This window comes from Altererythrobacter sp. Z27 (assembly GCF_052683155.1).
Genome location: NZ_JBQYMC010000001.1, coordinates 2,399,978 through 2,413,132 on the forward strand (window position 1 = coordinate 2,399,978; position 13,155 = coordinate 2,413,132).

The following is a 13,155-nucleotide window of genomic DNA, read 5'->3' on the forward strand; positions in this document are numbered from 1 at the left end:
TCGCATGAGCGCGGAAATCCATCCCTTGCCTTCCGATGGCCCCGGCCCGGGTGAGCGCAGCGTCTACCTCGATGCCTATCTCGCGCCGTTCCGTCGCTGGCTCGACCTGGATACGGTCACCGAAATCATGGTGAACCGGCCGGGCGAAGTGTGGATCGAGGATGCCGCCGATCCCGGCATGAAGCGGATCGAAACGCCGGAAATCGACGATGCGCTGGTTCAGCGGCTGGCCGAGCAGGTCGCGCGGGTCAGCCACCAGGGGATCAATCGCGAGCATCCCTTGCTCGGGGCGACCCTGCCCGATGGCGCGCGCGTGCAGTTCTGCGGGCCACCAGCGGCGCGCAAGCATTGGGTCATGGCGATCCGCCGCCACCGCCGGCTCGACCTGCCGCTCGATGCCTATGACGCCGGTCCGCTCTCAAAACCTGCGGCGCCTGCAATGCCTGACCCCGAGGCCGAACCGATCGCTTACCTGCGCGAAGCGATCCGGCAGCGCCGCACGATCCTGATCTCGGGTGGTACCAGCACTGGCAAGACGACTTTCCTCAATGCCATGCTGCAGGAAATTCCGCGCAGTGAGCGCGTCGTGCTCGTCGAGGACACACCCGAACTCAAGCTGCCCGGCGCCAATGGCGTGGGCCTGGTGGCGGTGAAGGGCGAACTGGGCGAAGCGAAGGTCTCCGCCAATGAGCTGCTGCAGGCTGCGCTTCGCCTGAGGCCGGACCGGATCGTGCTGGGCGAATTGCGCGGAGCGGAGAGCGTCAGCTTCCTGCGTGCGATCAACACCGGCCATCCTGGCAGCTTTTCGACTATCCACGCCAACAGCCTGCGCGGTGCGCTGGAGCAGCTTTCGCTGATGGTGATGCAGACCGGGATCGGCCTCTCGCGCAGCGACACGATCGCCTATGCCGCCTCGGTGATCGACGTGATTGTCCAGCTTGGTCGCGATGGAGTGGGCAAGCGCGGGATCACCGCAATCGCCGACAGCCGCGATCTGGTTTAGATCACACATAAACCCGCAGATGAAACCGGCTTCGACTCTGGCGCGGGCACAAGTTACACTGGCCAACCGATCATGAGCAGCCATCCGATCATCGAACTGCCGCAGGCGGCCCCGCGCGACGCGAATGAGCTCTATTTCAACCGCGAACTGAGCTGGCTTGCCTTCAACGAGCGCGTGCTGGCCGAAGCATCAAACACCAGCTATCCGCTGCTCGAACGGCTGCGCTTCCTTGCGATTTCGGGCAGCAATCTCGATGAATTCGTGATGATCCGCGTGGCCGGCCTTGCAGGCCAGGTGCAGCGCGGGATCGACCGGCCTGCGATCGACGGGCGCACTCCATCGCAGCAATTGAGCGCGGTGCGCGAGCGCGTGGCGAGCGTGGCAGCGCGTCAGCAACTGGTTTGGGGCGAGCTATACGACCTGTTGGGCGAGGCGGGCATCCATGTCGCCGACGAGCGACGCGTCGATCCCGAAGCACTTGAATGGCTGCGCGAATATTTCCTCGAGGAGATCCTGCCGGTTATCACCCCGCAGGCGCTCGACCCTGCGCATCCCTTTCCGTTCGTGGCCAATCGCGGGCTGGGATTGCTGTTCACGCTCACGCGCGACGCGGACCAGGAACAGCTGATCGAGATGATCCTGATCCCTTCTGCCCTGCCGCGCTTCGTGCGCGTTCCGGGCGGGAACTCGATCTACATCAGCATAACCAGCCTGATCTGTCGCTTTGCAGACCATGTTTTCCCGGGCTTCACGATCCATGGCGATGGCCTGTTCCGCGTGCTGCGCGATAGCGATATCGAAATCGAGGAAGAGGCCGAGGATCTGGTGCGGACTTTCCGCAGCGCGATCCAGCGTCGCCGCCGCGGGCGAGTGATCCAGCTCGAACTCGAAGCCGATTTCGATCAGGTCGCCGAGCAGGTGCTGCTCGAGCAATTGGGCGTGAGCAACGCGCTGGTGCTCAAGAGCAAGGGGATCATCGGGCTCGATTGCCTCTATGAGATCGTCGATGCGGACCGGCCGGACCTGAAGTTCCTCAGCTATACGCCGCGCTACCCCGAGCGCATTCGCGAACACGATGGCGATTGTTTCGCCGCGATCCGCGAGAAGGATATCGTGATCCACCACCCCTACGAAAGCTTCGAAGTGGTGGTGGACTTCCTGCGCCAGGCGGCGAGCGATCCCGATGTCGTGGCGATCAAGCAGACGCTCTATCGCGCGGGCAACCAGTCTGCGATCATCAACGCGCTGATCGCGGCTGCAGAAGAGGGCAAGTCTGTCACAGCGGTGGTCGAGATCAAGGCACGCTTCGACGAAGAGCAAAATTTGATGTGGGCGGCGAAGCTCGAGCGCGCCGGCGTGCAGGTGATCTATGGCTTCGTCGACTGGAAAACGCACGCCAAGGTGGCGATGGTGGTGCGGCGCGAGGAAGACGGTTTCCGCACCTATTGCCACTTCGGCACCGGCAACTACCACCCGGTCACTGCGCGCATCTATACCGATTTGAGCTTCTTCACCGCAGCTCCGGAATTCGGACGGGATGCGGCCAAGCTGTTCAATTTCGTCAGCGGCTATGTCGAACCGCGCAGCACCGAGGCGCTGGTGATTTCGCCGCTCAACTTACGTGACGAGCTTTGCGCCGCGATTGAACGGGAAATCGCGAATGCCCGAGCCGGTCGGCCTGCGGCGATCTGGATCAAGTGCAACCAGATCACCGACCAGGCCATGATCGACCGGCTCTACGAAGCGAGCCAGGCAGGGGTCGAGATCGATCTGGTCGTCCGTGGCATCTGCTGCCTCAGGCCCGGCGTAGAGGGCCTGAGCGAGAACATAAGGGTCAAATCGATCATCGGCCGCTTCCTCGAACACGGGCGGATCTATGCCTTCGGCAATGGCCATCCGATGCCCAGCGGCGAAGCGAAGGTCTATATTTCCTCGGCCGATCTGATGGAGCGCAATCTCGACCGGCGGGTCGAAGCGATGATCCCGATCCTCAACCACACGGTGCATGACCAGGTGCTGCAACAGGTGCTGCTCGCCAATATGCTCGACACCGAGCAAAGCTGGCTCCTCGCGCCGGACGGCAGCTATGCGCGCATGGTGGCGGAGGACCGGCCGTTCAACTGCCATCACTACTTCATGACCAACCCTTCCCTGTCGGGCCGCGGCGAAGCGCTCGATCCCGATGCCATTCCCAAGCTCGCCATGCGCAAGGGTCGCGCGGCATGACGGCACGCCGGCGGCGGGGGGACCGGGCAGGGAGCTTTTCCGGCAGTGCGGCGGAGCGGGCGATCATCGACATCGGCTCGAATTCGGTGCGCCTCGTCGTCTATGGCGGGACGATGCGCGCACCGATGGTGCTGCTCAACGAAAAGGTAGTCGCGCAACTCGGGCGTGAGATCGCCATTACAGGGCGCATGCCCGAGGATTCGATCGCGCTTGCCATGCGCGGCATCAGGCGCTTCGCGCTGCTGCTCGAAGACCTTGAGGTCGACGATGTCGAGACAGTGGCGACTGCGGCGGTACGTGACGCGGAGAATGGAACCGAATTCCTCGACCTGGTGCGCGCGGCGGGGTTCGAGCCGCGGCTGCTTTCGGGTGAAGAGGAAGCCGGTGTCAGTGCGGACGGCGTGATCGGCGCCTTTCCCGGCGCCAGCGGCGTGGTGGCCGACCTCGGCGGGGGCAGCCTGGAACTGGTGCGGATTGCCGACGGGATGAGCGATACTGCGACTTCGCTGCCGCTCGGGACTTTGCGGCTCGGCGAATATCGCGGTGAAGGAGACGATTCAAAGCCGGGCGCAATGCGCAAGAGATTGGGGGCCGCGATCAAGCGGAGCGGGTGGGGCAGGCCCACCGGCGTGCCGCTCTACCTTGTCGGCGGGACATGGCGCGCGCTGGCGACTTACGCGATGGAAGCGAGCAAATACCCGCTTACCGACCCGCATGCGCTCGACCTGGCTCCGGCAGAAGCCTTGGCCTTTGCGCGTCAACTCTTGCGCGCCGATCCCGAGGCGCTGCGCAACAACCCGCGCGTCACGGCTACTCGCGCTGCGGTTCTTCCCGACGCCGCAGTGCTGCTGCAGGCGCTGCTTCGGCAGATCGCGCCATCGCGCGTCGTATTCTCTTCATGGGGCCTGCGCGAAGGGCTGCTCTATGGCCGGTTGCAGCCGCACCAGAAGGCACAAGATCCGCTGCTTGCAGGGATGGCGCATTTTGCCAACCATCGCGGGGCGCCCCCGCAATTGGCGACCCGCGTTGCCGGATGGACGGTCGAGGCGGTGCCGACCGGTGCCGCCGGGACCGAGCGTGTGCGCCTTGCCGCCACTATGCTCGCGCTGGCCTCTATGCAGATCGAACCGAACCTGCGGATGGATCTAGCGATCGACTGGGCGCTGCAAAAGCGCTGGCTCGCGCTGGATGCCGCGGGCCGCGCGCAGATGGCAGCGACCATTGCGGGAAATGGCAACCAGCTTGATCTGCCGCGCGAACTCAAGCTGCTGGCTCCGCCAGAGGCGCTGGACGAAGCGATTGGCTGGGGGCTCGCGATCCGCCTCGCGCGGCGGGTTGGCGCGCGTTCGCGCAAGTCGCTGCAGGTCAGTCGTTTGCTGCGCGATGAGGAGCGGCTGGTGCTGCGGCTGCAGCATAGCCACCGCGATCTGTACGGCACTCCCGTCGAGAAGGACCTCGCCTTGCTCGCCGGGAGGCTGGGGCTTGAGCCGGCGGTTGAAATCGTGCCTGACGATACGGTTTGGGCACTGCCCGAAGCAGACGTTCTCTTCGAGCCGATCAAATAGAGCGGGTCAGCCTGCGCGGGTCGTGGTGGCGAAGGGCGAGAAGTCGGTCTCTGTGTCATAGAGATCGATCCCTTCGCGCCGCTTGAGTGCACCCACCACCGCATAGGTTACTGGCGTAAGCAAAGCTTCCCATGCGGTCTTGATCAGCCATTGCGATATCACGACCTGCACCAGCGTTTCGGGCGGCCAACCGGCCAGGCCCCAGAAGGCGAGCGGGTAGAAGATCAGGCTGTCGAGCCCTTGCCCTACCACGGTCGAACCGATCGTGCGCATCCAGAGGAAGCGCCCCTTGGTCCAGACCTTCATCCTGGCGAGGACATAGGAATTGGCGAATTCGCCGACCCAGAACGCGGTCATCGACGCCAGCACGATGCGCCAGCTATTGCCGAACACGTTCTCGTAATCGCTCTGGAACGGCCAGCCATCGGCGGGCGGTAGCGCCACCACAACCCAGGCCATGAAGGCCATGAACAAAAGTGCCGCAAAGCCGGTCCAGATCACGCGCCGCGCGCGGGCATAGCCATAGACCTCGGTCAGTACGTCGCCGATGATGTAGCTGATCGGGAAGAACAGCACGCCCGCGCCAAAAATCCATGTTTCGCCGCCGGGCAGCGAGATATAGCTCGGCTTGCTTGCGCCGATCAGGTTCGACAACAGCAGGATCGCAACGAAAGCCGCCATGACCAGGTCGTAATAGCGGAAGCTCGCTGGTGCGCGGCTGGTCGCCTGGATCCCATCGTTCGGGTCGGTATCAAATGCGGCGGCGGGATCTGGTTTTTCCATCGCTGTGGGCTTTAGCTCGATTTGATTGCACCGCAAAGCACGCTAATGCGGGCATCGGCGCGCGCCCGTAGCTCATCTGGATAGAGCGCGAGACTTCTAATCTTGAGGCAGCAGGTTCGAGTCCTGCCGGGCGCGCCAGCCACCAGGCATCCCGCAGGGGTGCATGGCGGCTGATGTGGTCGCGGGCTCGAACAGAGTTCGGAATCGAAGCGCCGCAGGCGCGTAGATGAACGAGCCGCGCAGCGGCGAGGACAGTCCTGCCGGGCGCGCCAGCTATCTCTTCGCCGCTGCGCTAAAATGGCCGGGCGGGGCTATCCCCGCGCGACGCTTTCGAGCGGTTCGCCCGTCACCGGATAGCCCAAATCCTCGCCAATATTGAGCCAGGTTTTGCCGCCAACCTCTTCCATGAAGGGAGTAATCGTGCGTACCGGGATCGCTTCGGCTTGCGCCCGCGCTTCTTCGAAAGTGGCGAATTGCGCCAGCCGCTCAAGATTGCGGCGAGTGGGAAAGATGACCTTGATGTCGCCGCTCTCGGCCGCGTCGAGTGCGCCTTGCGCCGTGGTCCAGAACAGGTGCGTGTTCTCGGACAAATCGGCTTCGATTTCGACTGCACCGGTACCCAGATTGGCAAGGTAGAAGCGCGTGTCATAGACGCGGGGGATGCGCTCGTTCTTGGGGAACCAGCGCGCGAAGGGGGTGAGCTGGGCAAGGTCGAGCGACCATCCGAATTGCTCCAGCACCGGTGCCAGCGCGCCCGTTTCGAGCAGCAGCTCGCGCGCGGCGCGGGCGCGATCGGCATCGATCTGGCCGATGAGCCCGATCGCAAGGCCGGTCTCTTCAAGCGTTTCGCGCACCACGGCGACCTGGTGCGCGGCTTCGTCCGGATCGAGCGAGCCCGCAAATTGCTGGCCCAGCTCGTAATCGGCGGGATCCACCCGCCCGCCGGGAAACACCGCCATGCCGCCCGCGAAGACCATGTTGCGCGAACGGATCGTCATGAGGATTTCGGGATGGCCGCCAGTCGGTCCGTTGCGGAAGATAACGACAGTGGCGGCCGGGATGCCGTCGGGCGATTGCGGGGTCGATTCAGTCATCACGGGTCTTATGCGGGGAGTTGGCGGCGCTTGCCAACCGGCAAATGAGCGAGGTGTCGGGATTCTTGACAAGGTTAGCGAGACCTTGCTGCGCATTAACCATCGTGTTCCGCGGCAATCCTGGCTTCACCGATTCTGGCACGCTTGGTGCAATGAGGAGTTTACCCGAACAGTCTTCGATGAAAGAGGCCGCGCCCCCAGTCTCCTGGCAACGCCTCCCCGAAACAGAAAGCCGCCCCACAGGTACCCCCGGGGCGGTTTTTTTGTGCATGATCCAAAAACTGGCGGGATCGGCGAGCCAATAGCGAGCCGCAAGGGCGACCGCCCGTCCGCAGCGATGCGGCCTTTAGGCCGTATGAGCGAGGAAATCGCGCGCCCGGATGGGCGTGCGAAAATTATGAAGCTTTGGCGACTTGCTGTTCGTCCAGCATTTGTTGGAGTTCGCCCGCTTCGAACATCTCCATCATGATGTCGCTGCCGCCGACGAATTCGCCCTTCACATAAAGCTGCGGGATGGTCGGCCAGTCGGAAAAGGCCTTGATCCCCTGGCGGATCTCCATGTCCTGGAGCACGTCCACGCTTTCATAGGCGATGCCGCAATGATCGAGGATCGCCACCGCCCGGCTCGAAAAGCCGCACTGCGGAAACAGCGGAGTGCCCTTCATGAACAGCACGACATCATTGTCGTTCACGAGGGAAGAGATGCGCGAGTTGACGTCGGTCATGATGCTTGGGACCTGCAGATGGTGGGTTTCGTCAGTCGGAAGTGGGTATGGCGGTGGTGAGTTGCAAGGCATGCAGCACACCACCCATGCGCCCGCTGAGCGCTTCATAGACCATCTTGTGCTGCTGAACCCGGTTCTTGCCCGCAAATTGCGGGGCAATAACCCGGGCCGCCCAATGATCGTTATCGCCGGCGAGGTCGGTCATTTCGACTTCGGCGCCGGGCAGGGCGGCCTTGATCATGGTTTCGATTTCGGCAGCCGACATCGGCATCGGGTCAGGCTCCGCCCATCAGCTGGCGGCGCGCCTCGACCGTCTTTTCCTCAAGCTTGGTGCGGATATCGACTTCGCTGACGTCGCAGCCGGCAGCCGTGAGATCGCCCAACAGTTTGCGTACGACGTCTTCGTCGCCAGCCTCTTCGAAATCGGCCTGCACCACGGCCTTCTTGTAGGCGTCGGTTTCTTCCTCGGTCAGCCCCATCAGCGCTGCGGCCCATTCGCCCACCAGGCGGTTGCGCCGCGCGGCGATCTTGAAGGCGGTTTCCTCGTCGAATGCGAACTTGGCTTCTTCGCCGCGTTCACGATCGTTGAAATTGGTCATCTTGAGATCCTTGTTTTCTGCAAAGTTTCAGCCCTGTGGCTTTGCACGGAAAGCGTCGTGGCACGCTTGGCATGCGGCCTTCGTGCTCGCAAGGGCTGTGTTGAAGGCTTCGCGATTATCGCTGCGTGCTGCATCCGCCAGCGCGGCTGTTGCTGCCTGATAGTCGGCAATCCGGGCTGCGAAAGCCTCCTCGTCCTGCCACACCGCTGGCAGGGCTTCCGTGCCTTCAATGCCAGCCGTCTCCGGCGCAAAGAGAGTTGGAAGCGCCTGAGCGAACCGCGCAAGGCCTTTGGTTGGCAGGGCAGCTTGAGTCCGAGGAGCGTCGGCATTGGCTGCTGCGCTCAACCGCGCGAGTGTGAAGACCGACATTGCCATGCCGCCCTGGCGGGCGGCCACGAGGTCGCCGGGCGAAACGTTGGCCGGTTCGCTTGCTCGCGACTGTGGCGCCATCGCCGCCGCCATCAGCGCGGCGCATGCGCTGCCCAGGAAAACTGCCTTGCCCAGCATCGCCAACTCCCTTCGTTGCAGTCCTCAGTCCATCGTCACCACGAGCTTGCCCACCGCCTGGCGGCTTTCGAGCTTGGCGATCGCTTCGCCGCCGCGTTCGAGCGGGAAAGTCTCCGACACCAGCGGGTCGATCTTGCCGTCCTTCATGAGCTGGAACAGTTCTTCGACCTGCTGCCGGAACTTGACCGGCTCGCGCGCGGTGAACGCACCCCAGAATACGCCTGCGATGTCGCAGCTTTTCAGCAGCGTGAGGTTGAGCGGCATTTTGGCGATCCCTGCCGGGAAGCCGACCACCAGGAATTTGCCTTCCCATGCGATCGACCGCAGTGCCGGTTCGGAATATTGCCCGCCGACGATGTCATAGACGATGTTCGCGCCTTCGGGCCCGCAAGCCGCCTTGAAGGCGTTGGCGAGGTCCTTGGACGCATCCTTGTCCATCTCGCCCTTGGGATAGATCACCACTTCGTCGGCGCCTGCCTGGCGCGCGATCTCGCCCTTTTCCTTGGACGAAACCGCAGCGACGACGCGTGCGCCGAACGCCTTGGCCAGTTCGACCGCCGAAAGGCCGACGCCGCCTGCCGCGCCGAGAACCAGGACCGTGTCGCCGGCCTTGATATGGCCGCGATCCTTGAGCCCGTGGATGGTCGTGCCATAGGTCATCAGCAGGCTCGCCGCTTTTTCGAAGGGCACGCCTTCGGGAACGGGGAACATGCGCCCGGCATTGACCACGACTTTTTCCGCAAGGCCTCCATTGCCGATCCCGGCCATGACCTTGTCGCCGACCTTGTAGCCTTCAACGCCTTCGCCGATCGCTTCGATCACGCCGGCGATCTCGCCGCCCGGCGCAAAGGGGCGCGGAGGCTTGAACTGGTAGAGGTCGCGGATGATCAGCGTATCGGGAAAGTTGATCGCACAGGCCTTCACGTCCACCAGCACTTCGCCCTTGCCGGGGACGGGCGCTTCAACCTCGTCCAGAGTGAGCGTTTCGGGTCCGCCGACTGCGTGCGTTCTCAGGGCCTTCATGCCTGTTTCTCCATTGCCATGTTTTCCGTACCTCTTTCGATCCAGGGCATAGCTTCGCCCCGGCGTTGTTCGAATGCGCCGATCGCCTCGTCGCGCGCCAGCGTCAGGCCGATTTCGTCGAGACCGTTCAGCAGGCAATGCTTGCGGAACGGGTCGATCTCGAAAGTGAAGCGGTCCTGGAACGGCGTCGTCACAGTCTGGCTTTCGAGGTCGATCGTGATCTCATCCGTTTGCGCGACTTCCATCAGCCGATCGACGGCCTCTTGCGGAAGCACCACGGTGAGAATGCCGTTCTTGAAAGCATTGCCTGAGAAGATGTCTGAGAAGCTGGGGGCGATCACCGCTTGTATGCCCAGGTCGCCCAGCGCCCATGCGGCGTGTTCGCGGCTCGACCCGCAGCCGAAATTGTCGCCCGCGATCAGGATCGGCGAGCCCTTGTAGTGCGGGTCGTCGAACACATTGCCTTCCTGCGCGCGCAAGGTTTCGAAGGCGCCGCGGCCCAGCCCTTCGCGGGTGATCGTCTTGAGCCATGCGGCCGGGATGATCACGTCGGTGTCGACGTTCTTCGCCCCGAACGGATAGGCGCGACCTTCGATATTGCGGATCTTGTCCATTACTTCGCAGACTCCGGGAAAGCGGGCAGGCGATCCAAATGGCGTGGATCGTGCTGGATGATCACAGTAGCGTCGAGCGCTTTCGCCATCGCGTTGAACCGTTCGAACGAGGCAAGTGTGTCGGCGCGGCTGGTGTTGAATTCCGGCACGCCGCGGTTCGTGATCTGCTCTTCGAAATGGTAGAGGTCGCCGGTCAGTAGAACATCGCCCTTTTCGGGCAAACGCACCAACAAGCTCGTATGGCCAGGCGTATGGCCCGGCATGGCTTTGATCAGTACGGTGCCGTCGCCAAATACGTCATGGTCGTGCGCAATGGCGGTGACTGCTGCAGGCTCCGCCCCCAGCCAGGGCGCGAAGGGGCGCGGATCGACCAGCTGATTGGGTTTGGCTGTCGCATTGACCACGTCCCAGTCGGCGGCTCCAATCAGCAAGTTTGCCGCAGGAAAGTCTGCCAGCTGGCCGGTATGGTCGAAGTGGTAATGGCTGGCCGCAACATGCGTCACGTCGGCAGGGCTGATTTCCAGCTGCGCCAACTGATCGATGATTGTTCGTTCCAGCGAAACGGTGAACGGGCCATCGCTAAAACTCGTGCCCAAAAGTTGCGATGACAGCCCTGTATCCCAAAGCAGGTATTTGTTTCCATTGCGGATGAGATAGCAGCTGACCGCCAAAGTGCGCGGTTCGCCATCATAGAGGTGCGCATCTGAGAAAGAGGCGGCGTCGCTCAGGTCGATCTTTCCGCAATCGAGCCGCCACATTTCGAGATCGGGAGAGTCTTTCGCCGCCAGCGGCGCTGCGAACAGAACGGCCGCAATTGCTGGTATCATGGCTCTCATTCAACTCTCCCCTGCTTCGATTCCCGGTCAGTCGGTTTCCGGTTGCTCGCCCGAAGGAACGGTCGGCTTGGGCTCGTCCTTCTTTTTGCGCTTGTTGGCGTAGAGCAGCGCCGCAGCAATCGCGGCGGAGCCGATGGCGGCAGCACCGATGGCTGCCTTGGTCTTGGACTTCTTGTTCATGGCTTCTCTATGGTGCCGCCCCGCCGCGGGGGCAAGGGATCATGCGGTGAACTGGCGCACATCGACGAGATGCCCGGCCACTGCCGCTGCGGCTGCCATTGCGGGCGAGACGAGATGCGTGCGCGCACCGGGGCCCTGACGGCCCACGAAGTTGCGGTTGCTGGTCGAAGCGCAGCGTTCGCCCGGCGGCACCTTGTCCGGGTTCATGCCAAGGCAGGCCGAACAGCCGGGCTCGCGCCATTCGAAGCCAGCATCAAGGAAGATCCGGTCTAGCCCTTCCTCTTCCGCCTGCGCCTTCACCAGGCCCGAGCCCGGTACAACGATTGCCCACTTTACGTTCTGAGCCTTGGTACGACCTTGCAGCACGGCGGCGGCGGCGCGCAAATCTTCGATCCGGCTGTTGGTGCAGCTGCCGATGAAAATGTTCTCGACCGCGATGTCCTGCACGCGCTGGCCGGGCGTAAGGCCCATGTAATCGAGGCTCTTCTGCGCCGCGACCTGCTTCGACGGATCGGCAAAGCTTGCCGGATCGGGCACCACGCCGCCGATCGCGACCGTGTCCTCGGGGCTGGTGCCCCAGGTTACGGTCGGCTCGACTTCCCCGGCATCGATCGTGACCGACTTGTCGAAACTGGCGCCTTCGTCGCTGCGCAAGGTTTTCCAATAGGCGAGCGCCGCGTCCCATTCCGCGCCCTTGGGGGCGAGTGGGCGGCCCTTCAGATAGCGGAACACCGTTTCGTCGGGCGCGATCAGCCCGGCACGCGCGCCCGCCTCGATGCTCATGTTGCAGACGGTGAGCCGTTCCTCGACGCTCATCGCTTCGAACACGGGTCCGCGATACTCGATCACATATCCGGTGCCGCCAGCGGCTCCGATCCGCCCGATGATATGCAGGATGAGGTCCTTGGCGGTAACGCCGGGGCCTAGGCTTCCCGTGACCTTGATTTCGAACGTCTTCGATTTCTTCAGTTGCAGCGTCTGCGTCGCCAACACATGCTCGACTTCGCTGGTGCCGATGCCGAATGCCAGTGCGCCGATCCCGCCGTGGCTGGCGGTGTGCGAATCCCCGCAGACGATGGTGGTGCCGGGCAGCGAGAAGCCCTGTTCCGGCCCGACGACATGTACGATCCCCTGCGCAGGCGCGGCGGCATCGATATAGCGGATGCCGAAAGCCGGGGCATTTGCTTCGAGCGCGGCGAGCTGCTGCGCGCTTTCGGGATCGGCGATCGGGATGCGCTTGCCTGCGGCATCGACCCGCGGCGTGGTCGGCAAATTGTGATCGGGCACTGCCAGCGTCAGGTCGGGGCGGCGCACCTTGCGTCCGGCGAGGCGGAGCGCTTCGAAGGCTTGCGGGCTGGTCACTTCATGGACCAGGTGCCGGTCGATATAGATCAGCGAAGTGCCGTCATCTCGAGTCTCGACGACATGCGCGTCCCAGATTTTTTCGTAGAGCGTGCGTGGTTTGCTGGCCATGGCTTCTCGTTCCCTTGCGAGGGGCGATTAGCGACACATAAGCAACACTGGCAAGCCGAATAGGCTCCACGAAATCGATAGTCATGGAAAGGAAAGCTTTGCATGCTTAACTGACACACATGTCAGCAACGCCATTTGCCTTTCCGATCAAAGTCCTGCCCGAAGATATCGACTTCATGGGGCATGTGAACAATGCCCGCTACCTGAATTGGGTGCAGGATGCGGTGCTGGCGCATTGGCGCAAGCTGGCGCCGGCCGAGGAAGTGGCGAGCAAGGCGTGGGTCGCGCTGAAGCACGAGATCACCTATCGCAAGCCCGCCTTTCTCGAGGATGATGTGATTGCGCAGACGGTGCTGGAGCATTTCCAGGGCGCGCGCGCATTCTATCTCACTGTGATCCGGCGCGGAGAGGAAGTGCTGGCCGAAGTCAAATCGAGCTGGTGCTGCATCGATGCGCAGACGCTGCGACCGGCGCGGATCGGTGATCACCTGCGCGGGTTCTTTTTCCCCGACGTCTGATCGACTATA

At 63.1% G+C, this 13,155-nt stretch carries 15 protein-coding genes and 1 tRNA gene; 5 read left to right on the forward strand and 11 right to left on the reverse strand.

All coding sequences use genetic code 11. The annotated features are described in order from the left end of the window. Nucleotides 1-4: 4 nt before the first annotated feature. The 3 genes from virB11 to ACUJ47_RS11670 all read left to right on the forward strand — a co-directional run bounded on the left by virB11 (nucleotide 5) and on the right by ACUJ47_RS11670 (nucleotide 4,794). Complete coding sequence (gene virB11 / locus ACUJ47_RS11660) at nucleotides 5-1,003, forward strand: P-type DNA transfer ATPase VirB11 (protein ID WP_445538563.1); 999 nt, start codon at nucleotides 5-7, stop codon at nucleotides 1,001-1,003. A 72-nt stretch (nucleotides 1,004-1,075) separates the two neighbouring features. Further along, nucleotides 1,076-3,229 (forward strand): RNA degradosome polyphosphate kinase, encoded by a 2,154-nt coding sequence (locus ACUJ47_RS11665; protein WP_445538564.1) that lies wholly within the window; start codon nucleotides 1,076-1,078, stop codon nucleotides 3,227-3,229. Continuing rightward, a complete protein-coding gene (locus tag ACUJ47_RS11670) occupies nucleotides 3,226-4,794 on the forward strand; it encodes a Ppx/GppA phosphatase family protein (RefSeq protein ID WP_445538565.1) in 1,569 nt (522 codons plus the stop codon). The genes ACUJ47_RS11665 and ACUJ47_RS11670 overlap by 4 nt, the downstream gene beginning before the upstream one ends. Before the next feature lie 6 nt (nucleotides 4,795-4,800). Here the strand turns inward: ACUJ47_RS11670 and ACUJ47_RS11675 are convergent, their stop codons facing one another. Next, a complete protein-coding gene (locus tag ACUJ47_RS11675; protein ID WP_445538566.1) occupies nucleotides 4,801-5,577 on the reverse strand; it encodes a queuosine precursor transporter in 777 nt (258 codons plus the stop codon). Between the two features lie 61 nt (nucleotides 5,578-5,638). Here ACUJ47_RS11675 and ACUJ47_RS11680 point away from each other — a divergent pair. Further along, a tRNA-Arg gene (locus ACUJ47_RS11680) sits at nucleotides 5,639-5,715 on the forward strand. 173 nt (nucleotides 5,716-5,888) lie between these two features. On the opposite strand, the gene ACUJ47_RS11685 is transcribed toward ACUJ47_RS11680, so the two are convergent. The 10 genes from ACUJ47_RS11685 to leuC all read right to left on the reverse strand — a co-directional run bounded on the left by ACUJ47_RS11685 (nucleotide 5,889) and on the right by leuC (nucleotide 12,628). Then, nucleotides 5,889-6,671, reverse strand: coding sequence for an NUDIX hydrolase (locus tag ACUJ47_RS11685; RefSeq protein WP_445538567.1), 783 nt, complete (start codon nucleotides 6,669-6,671; stop codon nucleotides 5,889-5,891). A 395-nt stretch (nucleotides 6,672-7,066) separates the two neighbouring features. Next, nucleotides 7,067-7,396, reverse strand: a complete 330-nt coding sequence (gene grxD / locus ACUJ47_RS11690; protein WP_445538568.1) for a Grx4 family monothiol glutaredoxin — start codon at nucleotides 7,394-7,396, stop codon at nucleotides 7,067-7,069. A 31-nt stretch (nucleotides 7,397-7,427) separates the two neighbouring features. Next, the gene (locus ACUJ47_RS11695; protein WP_445538569.1) at nucleotides 7,428-7,667 is read right to left on the reverse strand and encodes a BolA/IbaG family iron-sulfur metabolism protein; all 240 of its coding nucleotides are present in this window, start codon (nucleotides 7,665-7,667) and stop codon (nucleotides 7,428-7,430) included. 4 nt (nucleotides 7,668-7,671) lie between these two features. Next, entirely contained in the window at nucleotides 7,672-7,995 is a 324-nt protein-coding gene (locus ACUJ47_RS11700; protein WP_445538570.1) for a DUF1476 domain-containing protein, read from the reverse strand. 27 nt (nucleotides 7,996-8,022) lie between these two features. Further along, the gene (locus tag ACUJ47_RS11705; RefSeq protein ID WP_445538895.1) at nucleotides 8,023-8,502 is read right to left on the reverse strand and encodes a cytochrome c; all 480 of its coding nucleotides are present in this window, start codon (nucleotides 8,500-8,502) and stop codon (nucleotides 8,023-8,025) included. A gap of 24 nt (nucleotides 8,503-8,526) precedes the next feature. Beyond that, the gene (locus ACUJ47_RS11710) at nucleotides 8,527-9,525 is read right to left on the reverse strand and encodes an NADPH:quinone oxidoreductase family protein (RefSeq protein ID WP_445538571.1); all 999 of its coding nucleotides are present in this window, start codon (nucleotides 9,523-9,525) and stop codon (nucleotides 8,527-8,529) included. Continuing rightward, nucleotides 9,522-10,139 (reverse strand): 3-isopropylmalate dehydratase small subunit, encoded by a 618-nt coding sequence (gene leuD / locus ACUJ47_RS11715; protein WP_445538572.1) that lies wholly within the window; start codon nucleotides 10,137-10,139, stop codon nucleotides 9,522-9,524. Before leuD ends, ACUJ47_RS11710 begins: the two co-directional genes overlap by 4 nt. Next, a complete protein-coding gene (locus ACUJ47_RS11720; protein ID WP_445538573.1) occupies nucleotides 10,139-10,897 on the reverse strand; it encodes an N-acyl homoserine lactonase family protein in 759 nt (252 codons plus the stop codon). Before ACUJ47_RS11720 ends, leuD begins: the two co-directional genes overlap by 1 nt. Before the next feature lie 105 nt (nucleotides 10,898-11,002). Continuing rightward, a complete protein-coding gene (locus ACUJ47_RS11725) occupies nucleotides 11,003-11,155 on the reverse strand; it encodes an isopropylmalate isomerase (protein WP_445538574.1) in 153 nt (50 codons plus the stop codon). A 39-nt stretch (nucleotides 11,156-11,194) separates the two neighbouring features. Further along, nucleotides 11,195-12,628, reverse strand: coding sequence for a 3-isopropylmalate dehydratase large subunit (gene leuC / locus ACUJ47_RS11730; RefSeq protein WP_445538575.1), 1,434 nt, complete (start codon nucleotides 12,626-12,628; stop codon nucleotides 11,195-11,197). Between the two features lie 119 nt (nucleotides 12,629-12,747). On the opposite strand from leuC, the gene ACUJ47_RS11735 reads away from it, so the two are divergent. After that, nucleotides 12,748-13,146, forward strand: a complete 399-nt coding sequence (locus ACUJ47_RS11735) for an acyl-CoA thioesterase (protein ID WP_445538576.1) — start codon at nucleotides 12,748-12,750, stop codon at nucleotides 13,144-13,146. Nucleotides 13,147-13,155: the final 9 nt, after the last annotated feature.

Coding starts and splice junctions, on each gene's coding strand:
- virB11 (WP_445538563.1), top strand. CDS start 5: ATGAGCGCGGAAATCCATCCCTTGCCTTCCGATGGCCCCGGCCCGGGT.
- ACUJ47_RS11665 (WP_445538564.1), top strand. CDS start 1,076: ATGAGCAGCCATCCGATCATCGAACTGCCGCAGGCGGCCCCGCGCGAC.
- ACUJ47_RS11670 (WP_445538565.1), top strand. CDS start 3,226: ATGACGGCACGCCGGCGGCGGGGGGACCGGGCAGGGAGCTTTTCCGGC.
- ACUJ47_RS11675 (WP_445538566.1), bottom strand. CDS start 5,577: ATGGAAAAACCAGATCCCGCCGCCGCATTTGATACCGACCCGAACGAT.
- ACUJ47_RS11685 (WP_445538567.1), bottom strand. CDS start 6,671: ATGACTGAATCGACCCCGCAATCGCCCGACGGCATCCCGGCCGCCACT.
- grxD (WP_445538568.1), bottom strand. CDS start 7,396: ATGACCGACGTCAACTCGCGCATCTCTTCCCTCGTGAACGACAATGAT.
- ACUJ47_RS11695 (WP_445538569.1), bottom strand. CDS start 7,667: ATGCCGATGTCGGCTGCCGAAATCGAAACCATGATCAAGGCCGCCCTG.
- ACUJ47_RS11700 (WP_445538570.1), bottom strand. CDS start 7,995: ATGACCAATTTCAACGATCGTGAACGCGGCGAAGAAGCCAAGTTCGCA.
- ACUJ47_RS11705 (WP_445538895.1), bottom strand. CDS start 8,502: ATGCTGGGCAAGGCAGTTTTCCTGGGCAGCGCATGCGCCGCGCTGATG.
- ACUJ47_RS11710 (WP_445538571.1), bottom strand. CDS start 9,525: ATGAAGGCCCTGAGAACGCACGCAGTCGGCGGACCCGAAACGCTCACT.
- leuD (WP_445538572.1), bottom strand. CDS start 10,139: ATGGACAAGATCCGCAATATCGAAGGTCGCGCCTATCCGTTCGGGGCG.
- ACUJ47_RS11720 (WP_445538573.1), bottom strand. CDS start 10,897: ATGTGGCGGCTCGATTGCGGAAAGATCGACCTGAGCGACGCCGCCTCT.
- ACUJ47_RS11725 (WP_445538574.1), bottom strand. CDS start 11,155: ATGAACAAGAAGTCCAAGACCAAGGCAGCCATCGGTGCTGCCGCCATC.
- leuC (WP_445538575.1), bottom strand. CDS start 12,628: ATGGCCAGCAAACCACGCACGCTCTACGAAAAAATCTGGGACGCGCAT.
- ACUJ47_RS11735 (WP_445538576.1), top strand. CDS start 12,748: ATGTCAGCAACGCCATTTGCCTTTCCGATCAAAGTCCTGCCCGAAGAT.